At 73.2% G+C, this 14,506-nt stretch carries 11 protein-coding genes; 7 read left to right on the top strand and 4 right to left on the bottom strand.

All coding sequences use genetic code 11. The features are described from left to right. Positions 1-51 precede the first annotated feature (51 nt). The 7 genes from ACN261_RS24520 (at position 52) to ACN261_RS24490 (ending at position 9,318) form a co-directional block, all read left to right on the top strand. Positions 52-984, top strand: a complete 933-nt coding sequence (locus tag ACN261_RS24520; protein ID WP_421481994.1) for an STM4015 family protein — start codon at positions 52-54, stop codon at positions 982-984. 6 nt (positions 985-990) lie between these two features. Continuing rightward, positions 991-1,941 carry an STM4015 family protein gene (locus ACN261_RS24515; protein ID WP_425852353.1) on the top strand — a complete coding sequence of 317 codons (951 nt, stop codon included), beginning with the start codon at positions 991-993 and terminating at the stop codon, positions 1,939-1,941. Between the two features lies 1 nt (position 1,942). Further along, a complete protein-coding gene (locus tag ACN261_RS24510; RefSeq protein WP_421481992.1) occupies positions 1,943-3,061 on the top strand; it encodes an STM4014 family protein in 1,119 nt (372 codons plus the stop codon). Beyond that, complete coding sequence (locus ACN261_RS24505) at positions 3,049-3,852, top strand: STM4013/SEN3800 family hydrolase (RefSeq protein ID WP_425852351.1); 804 nt, start codon at positions 3,049-3,051, stop codon at positions 3,850-3,852. The genes ACN261_RS24510 and ACN261_RS24505 overlap by 13 nt, the downstream gene beginning before the upstream one ends. Beyond that, entirely contained in the window at positions 3,849-5,174 is a 1,326-nt protein-coding gene (locus tag ACN261_RS24500; protein WP_425852349.1) for an STM4012 family radical SAM protein, read from the top strand. Before ACN261_RS24505 ends, ACN261_RS24500 begins: the two co-directional genes overlap by 4 nt. Then, positions 5,171-6,229, top strand: coding sequence for an STM4011 family radical SAM protein (locus ACN261_RS24495; protein WP_425852347.1), 1,059 nt, complete (start codon positions 5,171-5,173; stop codon positions 6,227-6,229). Before ACN261_RS24500 ends, ACN261_RS24495 begins: the two co-directional genes overlap by 4 nt. Positions 6,230-6,354: 125 nt before the next feature. Then, complete coding sequence (locus ACN261_RS24490) at positions 6,355-9,318, top strand: COR domain-containing protein (protein ID WP_425852345.1); 2,964 nt, start codon at positions 6,355-6,357, stop codon at positions 9,316-9,318. Between the two features lie 13 nt (positions 9,319-9,331). Here the strand turns inward: ACN261_RS24490 and ACN261_RS24485 are convergent, their stop codons facing one another. The 4 genes from ACN261_RS24485 to ACN261_RS24470 are packed head-to-tail and all read right to left on the bottom strand — an operon-like array spanning position 9,332 to position 14,464. Further along, entirely contained in the window at positions 9,332-10,822 is a 1,491-nt protein-coding gene (locus ACN261_RS24485; RefSeq protein WP_425852343.1) for an MFS transporter, read from the bottom strand. Further along, a complete protein-coding gene (locus tag ACN261_RS24480) occupies positions 10,819-12,603 on the bottom strand; it encodes an IucA/IucC family protein (protein WP_425852341.1) in 1,785 nt (594 codons plus the stop codon). The genes ACN261_RS24485 and ACN261_RS24480 overlap by 4 nt, the downstream gene beginning before the upstream one ends. Further along, positions 12,600-13,175: a GNAT family N-acetyltransferase gene (locus ACN261_RS24475; RefSeq protein ID WP_421481984.1), complete on the bottom strand. Its 576-nt coding sequence runs from the start codon at positions 13,173-13,175 to the stop codon at positions 12,600-12,602. The genes ACN261_RS24480 and ACN261_RS24475 overlap by 4 nt, the downstream gene beginning before the upstream one ends. Beyond that, positions 13,172-14,464: a lysine N(6)-hydroxylase/L-ornithine N(5)-oxygenase family protein gene (locus tag ACN261_RS24470; protein WP_421481983.1), complete on the bottom strand. Its 1,293-nt coding sequence runs from the start codon at positions 14,462-14,464 to the stop codon at positions 13,172-13,174. The genes ACN261_RS24475 and ACN261_RS24470 overlap by 4 nt, the downstream gene beginning before the upstream one ends. Positions 14,465-14,506 lie beyond the last annotated feature (42 nt).

Here is a 14,506-nt window from a genome sequence, read left to right as displayed (position 1 = left end):
CGGGCCTGTTACGGTCGCGCCGCTGTCACACCAGTCGAGCCGGAGGTAGGCGTGATCCGTTCGCACTTGTCGTCGTTCGCCGGAATGCCGGTGGTCCCCTTCACACCGGGGATGACCCTGCCCGACGACCCGTCGGCCGTCGCCTGGCGGCTGGAGGTCGAGGACTTCGAGGCCGAGCCGGAGGAGTTCGCCGGCCTGGTCGCGGCGCTGCGGGCCGAGGTGCCCGGTGACGCGGTCCGCGCCCTGGTGATCGGCGAGTGGGGCTCGGCGTACGAGCGGGCGCTCCCGGTCGACCTGCTGGCCGACGCCGCGAAAGACTGGACCGCCCTGCGCGCGGTGTTCCTGGCCGACCTGGTCAGCGAGCAGTGCGAGATCTCCTGGCTCACCCACGGTGACCTCACCTCGCTGCTGACCGCCTACCCGGAGCTGGAGACGCTGTGGGTACGCGGGGCCAACGAGCTGACCCTGCAACCGGTACGCCACACCGGGCTGCGGGAGCTGGGCTTCCAGACCGGCGGCCTGCCGGCCGAGGTGACCCGGGCGGTGGGCGACTGTGACCTGCCCGCCCTGCGCCGGCTCGACCTGTGGCTCGGCCGGCAGGACTACGGCGGCGACACCGGCGTCGACGACCTGGCCGCCGTCCTGACCGGCGACCGGCTGCCCGAGCTGCGGCACCTGGCGGTCTGCAACGCCGAGTTCGCCGACCACGTCGCGCAGGCGGTGGCCACCGCCCCGGTGGTGTCCCGGCTGGAGGTGCTCGACCTGTCGATGGGGGTGCTCACCGACCCGGGCGCCGAGGCGCTGCTGGCCGGGCAACCGCTGACCCACCTGCGCCGGCTCGACCTGCACCACCACTTCCTCTCGCCCGAGGTCGCACAGCGGCTGGTGGACGCGCTGCCCGGTGTCCAGGTCGACCTGGACGACCCGCAGACGCCCGACGAGTACCACGGCACGGTCTACCGGTTCACCGCGGTCGGGGAGTGAGCGACGATGACCTTCGGTTCCCACGCCCGGACGTTCGCCGGCCGGCCGGTGGTCGAGTTCCCCGCCGACGGGCCGCCACCCGTCGTGGACGGCCCGGTCTGCTGGCGGATCGCCGACTGGCACTTCGACGGCGACACCCGGCAGGACATCCTGTCGGAGCAGTTCCGGGACCGGTTCGACAGGTTCGTCGAGCAGCTCGGTGACCAGGTCGAGGCGCTCGTCGTCGGGGCCTGGGGATACGCGGCGTTCCACCACGCCCCGATCGCCCAGCTCTGCGCGGCGGCGCACCGGCTGCCCCGGCTGCGGGCCCTGTTCCTGGGCGACATGGTCACCGAGGAGTGCGAGGTCTCCTGGATGCGGGTCGGCGACGTCAGCCCGTTGCTGACCGCCTACCCGGAGCTGGAGGTGCTGCGGGTACGCGGCGGTGAGGAATTCAGCTTCTCCCCGGTGCGGCACGGGCGGCTGCGGACGCTGTCCGTGCAGAGCGGCGGCCTGTCCCGGGAGTTCGTCGCCGCGGTGCTGGCCTCGGAGCTGCCCGCGCTGCACCACCTGGACCTGTGGCTGGGCACCGACGACTACGGCGGGGACACCACCGTGGCCGACCTGGACGCGCTGCTGGCCGGCAAGCTCTTCCCGGCGCTGCGCCGGCTCGGGCTGCGCAACGCCGAGATCGCCGACGAGCTGGCCGCCGCGCTCGCCACCGCCGCCGTGGTGCCCCGGCTGGAGCGGCTCGACCTGTCACTGGGCACCCTGTCCGACGACGGGCTGGCCGCGCTGCTCGCCGGGCAGTCCCTGACCCACCTGTCCGCCCTCGACCTGCACCACCACTACCTGTCGGAGGAGGCCGCCAACCGGGTGGTCGCCGCATTGCCCGGCGTCGAGGTGGACGTCTCCGAGCCGCAGGAACCGGACGAGGACGACGGGGAGACCTACCGCTACACGGCGGTGTCGGAGTGACATGCGACTGACCGTGGTGGGCAACCCCGACAACCGGCGGGTCGCGCTGTTCCGGCGGGCCGTACGCGAGGCGGGGTTGCCCGACCCGGCGGTGCTGCCCTGGGCGCGGGTGCTCACCGGGGCCGCCCCGCCGGACGCCGACGCCCTGGTCCGGGTCGACTCCCCCGGCGAGGACGCGGAGGTGGACCGGCTGCTGCGCGGCGCGGCCACCCCCGCCCGGCACGGGGAGCTGATCGGCCTCGCCGACACGTACGCCGGGCTGGTGGCCGGAATGGGCCGGGTGGCCGCCGGGGGCGCGACGCTGCTCAACCACCCCGACGACGTGGCGGCGCTGTGCGACAAGCGCCGCTGCCACGCGCTGCTGTCGGCCGCCGGGGTGCCGGTGCCGGCGGCGCTCCCGCCGGTCGGCGGCTATCCGCAGTTGCGGGCGGCGATGACGGCGGCCGGCTGGCACCGGGTGTTCGTCAAGCCGGCACACGGCTCGTCGGCGGCCGGCGTGATCGCGCTCGCGGTGGGACCGCACCGGGTGCAGGCGGTCACCCCGATCGAGATCACCCCGGACGGTCTGTTCAACTCGCTGCGGCTGCGCCGCTACGACGACGAGGCGACCATCGCGGCGCTGGTCGACCGGCTCGCCCCGGAGGGCCTGCACGTGGAGCGGTGGCTGCCCAAGGCCGGGCTGGCCGACCGGGTGGTCGACCTGCGGGTGGTGGTGGTCGCCGGCCGGCCCACCCACGCCGTGGTCCGGGCGGCCCGGGGACCGCTGACCAACCTGCACCTCGGCAACGCGCGTGGCGACCTGGCCGCGCTGCGGGCGGCGGCCGGCCCGGAGTCCTGGGCGGCGGCGATGCGGACCTGCGAGCGGGCGGCGGCGTGCTTCCCCCGGTCGCTGCACGTCGGCGTCGACCTGATGTTCCTGGTGGGCTGGCGGCGGCACGCGGTGGCCGAGGTCAACGCGTTCGGCGACCTGCTGCCCGGGGTTCTGGCCGACGGCCGGGACACCTACGCCGAGCAGGTGCACGCGCTGGCCAGCGGCCGGTGGGACCGGTGGCGGGCGACGGCCACGGCGGCCGGCGGGCCGGCGACGACCCGACGGGAGGAGGTCGGATGCGTACGCTGATCGGCAGTCACGACATCTGCCTGGTCACCCTCGACACGCTGCGCTTCGACGTGGCGGCCGAACTGGCCGCGGCCGGGCGGACGCCCCGGCTGGCCCGGGTGCTGCCCGGCGGGCGGTGGGAGCGGCGGCACTCCCCCGCCAGCTTCACCTACGCCGCGCACCACGCCTTCTTCGCCGGTTTCCTGCCCACCCCGGTCGGGCCGGGCCGGCACGAGCGGCTGTACGCGGCGGCGTTCCCGGGCAGCGAGACCGCCGGGGACGACACCTGGGTCTTCGACGCCCCCGACCTGCCGACCGCACTGGCCGGGGCCGGCTACCACACGCTCTGCCTGGGCGGGGTGGGTTTCTTCAACAGGCGCAGCCCGCTCGGGTCGGTGCTGCCCGGCCTGTTCGCCGAGGCGCACTGGGAACCGGAGTTCGGGGTCACCTCCCCCACCTGCCTGGACGCGCAGCTCGACCGGCTGGCCGAGGTGCTGCCCGGCCAGCCCGCCGACCGGCCGGTGTTCACCTTCCTCAACGTCGCCGCCCTGCACCAACCCAACCGGCACCACCTGCCCGGCGCGGCGCACGACAGCCGGGACAGTCACGCCGCCGCCCTGGAGTACGTCGACTCCCGGGTCGACCGGCTGTTCGCCCTGCTCACCGGGCGGGGACGGCCGGTGTTCACGATCATCTGTTCCGACCACGGCACCGCGTACGGCGAGGACGGGCACACCGGCCACCGGATCGGCCACGACGTGGTGTGGACCGTCCCGTACGCCCACTTCGTCCTGCGACCGGGGGAATGGTGACCAGCACCGACACGGGCCTCGACGGCTCGCCGTACCAGCAGTACCTCTACGCGTACCCGCACAAGACCTCCTACCGGGCGCTGCGGCCCCGGCCGCTGCTGGCCGACGTGTGGCGGGCCGAGGCCCGCGACGCGCTCTTCCTCTACGTGCACCTGCCGTTCTGCGAGATGCGCTGCGGCTTCTGCAACCTGTTCACCCGGGCCAACGCCCCGCAGGAACAGGTGACGGCCTACCTGCGGCAACTGCGCCGGCAGTCCGAACGGGTCGCCGACGCGCTCGGCGACGACGCCGGGTACGCCCGGGTGGCGCTCGGCGGGGGCACCCCCACCTACCTGACCGCCGACGAGCTGACCGACCTGTTCGACATCGTCACCGGCACCTCCGGGGCGCGGCTGCCCGGCGTACCGCTGGCGGTGGAGACCTCGCCGGCCACCGCGACGCCGGACCGGCTCGCGGTGCTCTCGGCGCACGGGGTGCACCGGGTGAGCATCGGCGTGCAGAGCTTCCTCGACGTCGAGGCGCGGGCCGCCGGCCGGCCGCAGCGCCGCGCGGAGGTGGAGGCGGCGCTCGGTGCGATCCGGACCGCGGCGGTCCCCGTGCTCAACATCGACCTGATCTACGGCATCGACGGGCAGACGGCGGCGACCTGGCGGGAGAGCCTGGACGCGGCCCTGGCCTGGCGGCCGGAGGAGCTGTACCTCTACCCGCTGTACGTGCGGCCGTTGACCGGGCTGGGTCGGCGGGCGCACGGCCGGGCCGACTGGGACGCCCACCGGCTGGCCCTCTACGAGCAGGCGGTGCAGGTCCTCGGCGCGGCCGGCTACCGGCAGGAGTCGATGCGGCAGTTCCGCCGTGCCGACGTGCCCACCCCGGACGGGCCGGACTACTGCTGCCAGGACGACGGCATGGTCGGCCTGGGCTGCGGGGCGCGCTCCTACACCACCGCGCTGCACTACTCGTTCGACTACGCGGTCTCGGTGACGCAGGTCCGGGCGGTGCTGGACGACTACCTCGCCCGCCCCGCCGACGACTTCCGGCACGCCGAGTTCGGCTTCACCCTCGACGGCACCGAGCAGCGCCGCCGGTGGTTGCTCAAGTCGCTGCTGCGCGCCGAGGGGGTCGACGCGGCGGCCTACGCCGCCCGGTTCGGCCGGCCGCCCGGCGAGGACTTCCCCCAGCTGGGGCGGCTGGCCGACCGGGGCTGGGCGGACGCCGACGGGCTGCGGCTCACCCCGGCCGGGCTGGCCCGGTCCGACGCGATCGGCCCGTGGCTGACCTCCGCCCGGGTCCGGCAGGCGATGACCGGGTACGTGCCCCGGTGACCGCCCGGCCGCCGCACGTCGTCCCGCCCCGCACGGCGCTGCCGCTGTACCCCGTCCCGCCCCGGGCGGCGCGGTCGGGGTGTTCCGGGGCGGGTGCCACCGACGCCGGGGCGGGTGCCACCGACGCCGGGGCGAGGGCCGACGACCTCGGGGCGGAGCTGGCGGTGCTCTACCGGGGGCCGTTGGCGAGCTGCAACTACGACTGCCCGTACTGCCCGTTCGCCAAGCGGGTCGACCCGCCGGAGCTGCTGCGCGCCGACCGGGCGGCGCTGGACCGGTTCGCCGGCTGGGTGGCGGCCACCACCGACCGGCGGCTGTCGGTGCTGTTCACCCCGTGGGGCGAGGGGCTGACCCGCAGCTGGTACCGCGACGCCATGGTGACGCTGTCGCACCTGCCGCACGTCGACCGGGTGGTCATCCAGACCAACCTGGCCGCCCGGGTGGACTGGTTGGCCGACGCCGACCTCGCGACGGCGGCACTGTGGACGACGTACCACCCGGGGCAGGTCACCCGGGACCGGTTCCTCGCCCGCTGCGCCCGGCTGTCCGAGCTGGGCGTGCGCTACTCGGTCGGGGTGGTCGGCCTGCCCGAGCACCTGGCCGAGGCGCGGGCGCTGCGCGCCGCCCTGCCCGAGACGGTCTACCTGTGGATCAACGCGGCCGACGGGCACCGCTACCCCGCCGAACAGGAGGCGGCCTGGACGGCGCTGGACCCGCTGTTCGGCTGGAGCGTCCGTCCGCACCCGTCGCTCGACCGGCCCTGCCACGCCGGGGAGACGGCGATCTCCGTCGCGGGCGACGGCACCGTGCGCCGTTGCCACTTCCGGCCCACGCCGATCGGCAACCTCTACGACGGGTCGTGGCGGGCCGCCCTGAAGCCCCGGGCGTGCGACGCCGCCCTCTGCGACTGCCACATCGGGTACGTCCACCTCAAGCCGCTCGGCTTGCGCGACGTGTTCGCCGGTGGGGTGCTGGAGCGTATTCCCGCTGCCTGGCCGACGGTCACCCCGCCGTCGGTCCGGACGGCCCAGTCGATCCCCTCCCCCGGCCGGTAGGAGCCGGACGTCGGCTGGCACGTCCTCAGTACGATCGTCGATCTGCCGTCCCCCGGCATGTTCGACGTGGGCGGGCGGCACGACCGCACCACCACCGTCCGTCACCGTCATCAGGGGACCGCTGGATGTCGACGTCCGTGCTCGACCGGATCAGTGAAGCCGACCGGACGAGAAGCACCGTCCTGTCGTTGGCCGGGACGCGGGAGACCGAACTCCCCGCGACGGTCGGCACCCTGCGCCGGTTGCGGACCCTCGACCTGCGACACAGTCGGATACGTACGCTGCCCCCGACCATCGGGGCGCTGAGCAGGCTGGAGGTGATCGACGCCAACGGCGGGGCGCTGACCGGGTTACCGGCAGAGATCGGTCGGCTGCACCGGCTACGCGAGCTGGACCTGGGTGGTTGCCCGGTGCGGGAGATCCCCCGCCAGTTGTGGGAGTGCGCCGCCCTGCGCCGCCTGCGGCTCGACGGCGACTACCAGCAGCTACCCCCGGGCATCGGGCAGCTCCGTCACCTGGAGTGGCTCTACATCGAACCGACCTGCCGGCTCGTCTGGCTGCCGCGCGGCTTCTCGGCGCTGCCGTCGTTGCAGGAGCTGGCCCTGGCGCCGGCCCCCGACGGCACGCTCGCCGGGGCGGTGTTCCGGCTGCCCCGGCTGCTCCGGCTGACCGTGCTCGGTGACGGCCCGGTACGGCTGCCCCCGGAGACGGGCCAGTTGAGCCGGCTACGCGAACTCGATCTCGGTGACGCCGTCGTCACCGACCTGCCGACCGAGCTGGCGGACCTGCCCGACCTGATCACCCTGCGGGCGCGGGCGGACCGGCTGGCCGAACCGCTGGGCGAGCTGTACCGGCGTGGTCTGCCAGCGCTGCTGTCCTACCTGCGTGACGAGGGCCGGGACGGGGTGCCGCTGCACGAGATCAAGGTGCTGCTCGTCGGCGAGGGCGAGGTGGGCAAGAGTTCGCTGGTCGGCGCGTTGCACCGGCATCCGTTCCTGGTGGGCCGGCCGACCACCCACGGGATCGAGCTGAGCAGGCTCGCCCTGCCCCACCCGGAGACCCCGGAGGTGGACATCACCCTGCGGATGTGGGACTTCGGCGGCCAGGAGGTCTACCGGATCACCCACCAGTTCTTCTTCTCCCGCCGGTCGCTGTACCTGCTGGTGTGGAAGCCCCGGCAGGGTCAGGACGAGAACGCGATCGAGTTCTGGCTGCGGCTGATCCGGTTACGCATCGGCCGGGACGCCCGGGTCCTGATCGTGGCCACCCACGGCGACGAGCGGCAACCCGAGATCGACCTGCCCCACCTGCGGGCGAAGTTCGCCCCGTCGCTGCTCGGCCAGTGGGTGGTGGACAACGCCTCCGGCCGGGGCGTCACGCAGATCGAGGCGGAACTGGCCCGGCAGGCGGCCCGGTTCCCGCAGATGGGACGGCGGCTGAGCAAGCGGTGGGTGGCCGTGCGCGACGCCCTGGCCACCTTCACCGAACCACAGATCCCGTACGCCACCTACCATGCGCTGTGCGCGCAGCACCAGCTCGACGCCGATGCCGAACGGACGCTCATCGAACTGCTGCACGACCTGGGCACCGTCGTGCACTTCTCCGGGGACGACGGGCTGCGCGACATCATCGTCCTGCAACCGGAGTGGTTGACCCGGGCGATCGGCTACGTCCTGGAGGACCGCCGGACGCGCGCCGACGGCGGGGTGCTCGACCATGCCCGGCTGCGCGAGATCTGGCAGTCGCCGACTCCGGGACGGGAGCAGTACCCGACCGCCTACCATCCGTACTTCCTGCGGCTGATGGAGAAATTCGACGTCTCCTACCGGCTACCCGAGAACGACCGCAGCCTCGTCGCCCAGCTGGTCCCCTATCAGAAGCCGGAGGTGCCCTGGCAGGAGACGCCGCTGCGGATGCCCCGGGTCAACACGGTCAGCCTGATCTGTGAACTGTCCGACGAGGCCCCAGGGTTGATCTCCTGGCTCACCGTCCGCAACTACCGGTTCTCCACCGGCCTGCACTGGCGGCGGGGGGTGTTCCTGCGGCACCGTGCGTACCACCTCGATGCGTTGATCCAGCTCGACGACGACAGGCGGCTGTCCCTGGTGGTCAAGGGAGGTGCCCCGGTCTACTTCTTCAGCATCCTGCGCGACGCCATCGAGGACCTGCTGCGCAGCCGGTGGCCCGGCCTGGCTTACCGCCTGCTGGTGCCCTGCGTCAACACGCTTGCCGACGGGCCGTGCCGGGGCACGTTCCCGCTGGTCGCGCTCGACGGGTTCCTTCGGGAGAACCGGACGGTGGTGGCCTGCCACACCTGTCTTCAGGACACCGACCTGTGGCTGCTGCTGAGCGGTTTCCCCCCTGAGCAGGGTCCCGCCTTCGCCGCGTTGGCCCGCCAGGAGCGGCGGATCGCCGAGATCGAACAAAGCATCTCGGCGGTGCACGCCACCGTCGGCCACCTGGAGGAGATCGCCAGCGACACCGCGCTGCTGCTGCACGGCATCCGCCGGATGCTGGCCGTCGAGGTGGCCGACTGCCCGGCGCTGGTCAGCATCTGCGAGGTCCCCAGGTCGCGGTACAACCCGGCCCGACTGGTCACGCACCAGTTCCAGCTCAGCCTCTGGTGCGAGGTCCCCGACCAGCAGCACCGGTGTACGCATCCCGGTTACCCGTTCACCCGGTCACGGGACTGGTTCCTGCGGGCCGGGCCGTACCTGGAGCGGCTGGCCATGGTGTTGCGGCTGATCCCGCTCACCGGCGCGGTCACCGGGCTGCTCGGTGTGCTCGAACCGGCCCGCGCCGCCGAGATGGCCCGGCTGAAGGCAGAGATCGACCTGATGGGCGCGGCGACGAACCTGCTACCGGGCGACCGCGGCACACCACCGCGACCGGCGGTGCCCGACTCCCCGGACGCTGCCTTCCGCGGCGACGAGGTAACCGGTTTCCGGGCCGTCCGCGAGCTGCTGTTCGCGCTGGACCCGGCGCGGGAGTTCGCCGGCCTGCGGCGGGTGGTGGCGGAGTCGGGCGACTACCTCTGGGTCTGCCCGGAGCACTACCTGCACTACGACCCGGGGCTGCCGGAACTCTGAGTGACCCGGCCGGTCAGCGGATGCGCTCGGCGCGGCGCAGCAGCCCGGCGGCGAGCAGCCCACCGGCCAGGACCGCCACCGCCCCGGCGGTCTGCCCGGTGACCAGCGCCGACGCGAACGCGTCGGTGACCTGGGCGCGTTCGGTCTCGTCGGCGGCGGCCAGCGCGGCCGGATACGACCCCGCCCCGGCCACCGCGACCGGCACCAACGCGGCGAACCGGGCGTTGAGCACCGCGCCGAGCACGGCGATGCCGAGGCTGCCGCCCACCTCGGCCATGGTGCCGTCGATCCCGGCGCCGACGCCGGCCTTGGCCGGCGGGATGGAACTCATCACCGCCTCGACGATGGCCGGGTTGGCCAGGGCGCAGCCGAAACCCATCACCAGCAGCCCGGTCAGCAGCACCGCGTAGCCGTCGGAGCGGACGTGGGTGACCAGGGTGAGACCGGCGGAGAGCAGCACCATGCCCAGCGCGATGGCCCCGGGCACCCCGAGCCGGCGGATCAGCCGGGTGGCGACCCCACCGAGGTTGAGCAGCACGATGGACAGCGCGAACGGCACCATCCGCAGCCCCGCCTCCCAGGCCGGGTAGCCGCGGACGAACTGGAGGTCCTGGGTGAGCAGGAACAGCGCGCCGGTGGACCCGAAGGTGATCAGGACGACGCCGGTGACCGCGCCGACGAACCGCCTGTCGGTGAAGAAGTGCATGTCCAGCATGGGGGCTGTGATCCGCCGTTCCCACCAGACGAACGCGGCCAGCAGGAGCACACCGCCGCCGGCCGCGCCGAGCACCGCCGGTGCCGTCCAGCCACGCCCGGGACCGTCGATGATCGCCCAGACCACGCCGGTGAGGCCGGCGGTGGACAGCAGCACCCCGCCGACGTCGGGCTGGCCGCCGACCGGGTCGCGGGACTCCGGCACCAGCGTGAGGCCGGCCGCCAGGCAGACCAGCACGATGGGCACGTTGACCAGGAAGATGGCCCCCCATGGCAGGTGGGCGAGGATGATCCCGCCGATCGGTGGGCCGGCGGCGTACCCGAGGGCGCTGGTGGCCGCCCAGATGCCGATCGCCCGGGAGCGTTCGGCACCGTCGAAGACCTGCATGGCGACGGCGAGGGTGGCGGTGACCAGCAGCGCCCCGCCGACACCCATGCCGGCACGGGCGGCGATCAACTGGTCACCGGAGCGGGCCAGCCCGGCGGCCAGCGAACCGACGCCGAACAGCACCAGGCCGGCGACGAGCATCCGGCGGCGGCCGTAGCGGTCGGCGGCGCTGCCGGCGGTGAGCAGCAGCCCGCACTGCACCAGCGCGTACGCGTTGATCATCCACTGGATGTCGGTGGTGCTCGCGTCCAGCTCGGTGGTGAGCACCGGCACCGCCACGGTGAGCACCGTGTTGTCCAGCACCACGGTCAGCTGGGCCAGGCAGAGCACCGCCAGGATCAGCCAGCGGGACCGCAGCGGGGTCGCCGGGCCGGGCCGCGCGGCGGACAGCGCGGTGGTCATCGGGGCGGAGCGTAGCGGGCGAGCGGGTTGGTCAGGGTGCCGGCGAACTGGAGCGCCGCCGACGGGTCGGCGAGGTCGACCATCTGCTGGTTGTTGCGCAGTTGCAGCCGGTTGAGGCAGGACAGGGTGAACTCCGGGGCGAACAGGTCGTGCCGGCGCAGCCGGTCGGCCAGGTGCGGCACCCGGGCGGCGTAGTCGGTCGCGCAGTCGGCGACGGTACGCCAGAAGTCGTCCTCGTCGAGCACCCCGGCCCCGGCCAGCACGGCGTTGAGGTGGCGGAAGAAGCAGTCGAAGACGTCGGTGAAGATGGTCAGCAACTGCTCGTCGTCGGGGATGGCGGCACGGACCCGGCGTACCAGCGGCGGCAGGTCGGCGTCGGGGTCCATCACCACGATCTCCTCGGCGATGTCCTTGAAGATGACCCGCTCCACCACGCCGTCGTGCAGCACCAGGATGACGTTCTCACCGTGTGGCATGAAGGCCAGCCGGTGGGCGTAGAAGCTGTGCAGCAGCGGCACCAGGTAGGCGTCGAGGTAGCGGCGCAGCCACTCCCGCGCGGGCAGGCCGGACGCGGCGATCAGGGCGGCGGCCAGCGACCGTCCGTCGCGGTCGGTGTGCAGCAGGGCGGCCATGGTGGACAGCCGCCGGCCGGGGGCCAGGCCGGGCACCGGGCTCTCCCGCCACAGCGCCGCCAGCATCTTGCGGTACGGCGAGTAGCGGTCGGTGGCCGCCTCGTACTGCGGGTGGCGGTAGCCGACGGCGGCCCGCTCGCGCAGGATGGTCAGCCCGGTGCCGGCGAGCACCGGGTCGCCGGTGACCAGGTCGAGGAGCCAGTCGTTGATCGCCGGGGTGGCCTCCATGTAGGCCGCCGACAGGCCGCGCAGGAACCCCATGTTCAGCACGGACAACGCGGTCTTGACGTAGTGCCGGCGCGGCTCGGTGACGTTGAAGAAGGTCCGGATGGACTGCTGCGCCAGGTACTCGTCGGGGGCCTCGCCGAGGCAGACCAGGCGCTGCCGGGCGACCTCCCCGGCGAAGGTGACGGCGAGCCGGTTCCACCACTGCCACGGGTGCACCGGGATGAGCAGGTAGTCGTCGGGGTCGAGGCCGGCGTCGGTCAGGGTGGCAGTGAACCGGGCCAGGGTGTCCGGGCCGAGTTCGGTGTGCAGCAGGGTGGCGTAGTCGAGGTCGGCGGCGCTGCTGAAGGTGGCGTGGTCGCGGTGCGCGGCGACCCAGACCAGCCGCACCGGCCGGCCGGCCTCCGGGGCGTACGCGTGGTATTCACCGATGCCGAAGCCGATCCGGCCGTTGTTGGCCACGAAGCACGGGTGGCCCTCGGTCATCCCCGTCTCGATGGCCTGGAAGTCGGCGCGGGCCAGCTCGTCGGCGCCCACCGCCGGCCGGGTCAGCTTGTAGGCGGTGCCGGCCAGGGTGGAGGTGATCTCCTCCAGGTAGACGGGGAGCACCTCGTCGCTGAGGCCGAGCGCGCCGCGCAGTTCGAGGCAGAGGTCGACGGCGTCGAGCGGCAGGTCCTCGTCGCCGCGCCGCCTGGTGATGCTCTCCGGGTCGATCTGCCAGTGGTCGAGGGTGAACCGGCGGGCGGTGAAGCGGTACTCGACCGTGTCGTCGTCGCAGCGGACGGCCCACCGGTCGTCGCCGGTGGGGGCGGGCTCGATCAGGCGTTCGTGGGCGAACTCGGCAAGCGCCTTGGCGACCAGCAGCCGGTTGGCGTGGGCCCAGGTGGCGGGGGTCAGGTGGGCCACGGATGCGGCGGGGTTCACGCGGGCACGTCTCCTCGGGTGGCGGCCAGGAACTGGTCGCGGGTACAGACGCTGAGCAGGGCGTCCTTCTCCGGTTTGCGGATCGGTCCGACGACGGTGAAGCCGACGGCGGCGTTGAGGGCGTGCACGGCGGTGTTGCGCACGTCGGGTTCGACGACCACCCGTCGGGTGGCCGGGTCGGCGAACAGCCAGTCCAGGACGGTGGTGATGACGGCCCGGGTGAAGCCGTGCACCGGCTGGTCGGTGGGGGCGCAGAGGAAGTGCATGCCGACGTCGCCGGGCTGCGCGGGGTGCAGGCCGACCAGCTCGACCCGGGCCGGGTCGTAGCGTTCGGCGAGGAACGTCGGTTCGCCGCGCCACAGCCCGAGGTACGCGTCGTGGTGCGGGTGGTCGGCGATCCCCCGGTACTCCCGGGCGACCCGGTCGACGTCGGCGTCCTGCATCAGCCAGAACGCCGACTTCGGGTGGGTCACCCAGCGGTGCAGCAGCCCGGCGTCGCCCTCCGGGTCGAGGGTACGCAGCGCGAACTCACCGAGCGCGGGGTCGTGCCGGCGGTGGACGACGTGGGTCACGAGGTGCCGCCCGCCGGGACGCCGAACTCCTGGAAGGCGATCCGGTCCTCGATCGGGTAGTGCTCGCGTCCGGTCAGCTCCCGGATGATCCAGGAGTTGCGGTACGGGCCCATGCCCAGGTCGGGTGAGGTGATGCTGTGCGTGTGGGTGCCGGCGTTCTGCAGGAACACCCCCCGACCGGTGTGGTCGATGCTGTAGTTGCGGGCCACGTCGAAGCGGCCGTGGGCGTCGAAGCGCAGCCGGTCGCGGATCGGGTCGAGGAACTCGGGCACCCGGTAGTGGTAGCCGGTGGCCAGCACCAGCCCCTCGGTGTCGAGGGTGAGGTCGCGCTCCTGTTCGATGTTGCGCAGCCCGAGGGTGTACGTGCCGGCAGCCTCGTCGTACCGGGCGCTGGTGAGTTCGGTGTTGGTCAGCAGCCGGGTCGGCACCGGCCCGTGCACCCGGTGGGCGTAGAGCAGGTCGAAGATGTCGTTGATCAGGTCGGCGTTGATCCCCTTGAACAGGCTCTTCTGGGCGCCCTCCAGCCGGTAGCGGGTGGCCTCGGGCAGCGCGTGGAAGTAGTCCACGTAGTCCGGGGAGGTCATCTCCAGGGTGAGCTTGGTGTATTCGAGGGGGAAGAAGCGCGGCGACCGGGTGACCCAGTTGAGCTGGTAGCCGCAGGTGCCGAGGTCGGTGAGCAGGTCGTGGTAGATCTCGGCGGCGCTCTGCCCGCTGCCGACGACGGTGATGCTGCGCTTGGCGCGCAGCGCCGCCCGGTGCTCGCGGTAGCGGGAGTTGTGGATGACGTCGCCGCCGAGGCCCCGGCAGGCGTCCGGGACGTACGGCGGGGTGCCGGTGCCCAGCACCAGGTGCCGGGCCCGGTGGGTGACCCGTTCGCCGGCCACCTCGGCGTGCACCACGTACCGTTCGTCGGCGGGGTCGTAGGAGATGCCGGTGACCTGGTGGCCGAAGCGGACCGAGGGCAGCTTCGCCGCCGCCCAGCGGCAGTAGTCGTTGTACTCGTGGCGCAACGGGAAGAAGCTCTCCCGGATGTAGAACGGGTAGAGCCGGCCGACCTCCTTGAGGTAGTTGAGGAACGAGTACGGCGAGGTCGGGTCGGCCAGGGTGACCAGGTCGGCGATGAACGGCGTCTGCAGCCGGGTGGACTCCAGCAGCATGCCGGGGTGCCAGTCGAACTCGTCGCGGGCTTCGAGGAACAGGCCGTCGAGGTCGTCGAGCGGCGCGGTCAGACAGGCCAGCCCGAGGTTGTACGGGCCCAGCCCGACGGCGATGAAGTCGTGGGTCGACACAGGGGTTTTCTCCAGGGCGGGGTGGTCAGCCGACGGGGCTGG

Origin of the sequence: Micromonospora sp. WMMD723 (assembly GCF_049863385.1) — a bacterium.
GTDB classification, from domain to species: domain Bacteria; phylum Actinomycetota; class Actinomycetes; order Mycobacteriales; family Micromonosporaceae; genus Micromonospora; species Micromonospora wenchangensis.
This window is presented reverse-complemented; position numbering and strand designations above follow the sequence as displayed.

Coding starts and splice junctions, on each gene's coding strand:
- ACN261_RS24510 (WP_421481992.1), top strand. CDS start 1,943: ATGCGACTGACCGTGGTGGGCAACCCCGACAACCGGCGGGTCGCGCTG.
- ACN261_RS24505 (WP_425852351.1), top strand. CDS start 3,049: ATGCGTACGCTGATCGGCAGTCACGACATCTGCCTGGTCACCCTCGAC.
- ACN261_RS24515 (WP_425852353.1), top strand. CDS start 991: ATGACCTTCGGTTCCCACGCCCGGACGTTCGCCGGCCGGCCGGTGGTC.
- ACN261_RS24490 (WP_425852345.1), top strand. CDS start 6,355: ATGTCGACGTCCGTGCTCGACCGGATCAGTGAAGCCGACCGGACGAGA.
- ACN261_RS24485 (WP_425852343.1), bottom strand. CDS start 10,822: ATGACCACCGCGCTGTCCGCCGCGCGGCCCGGCCCGGCGACCCCGCTG.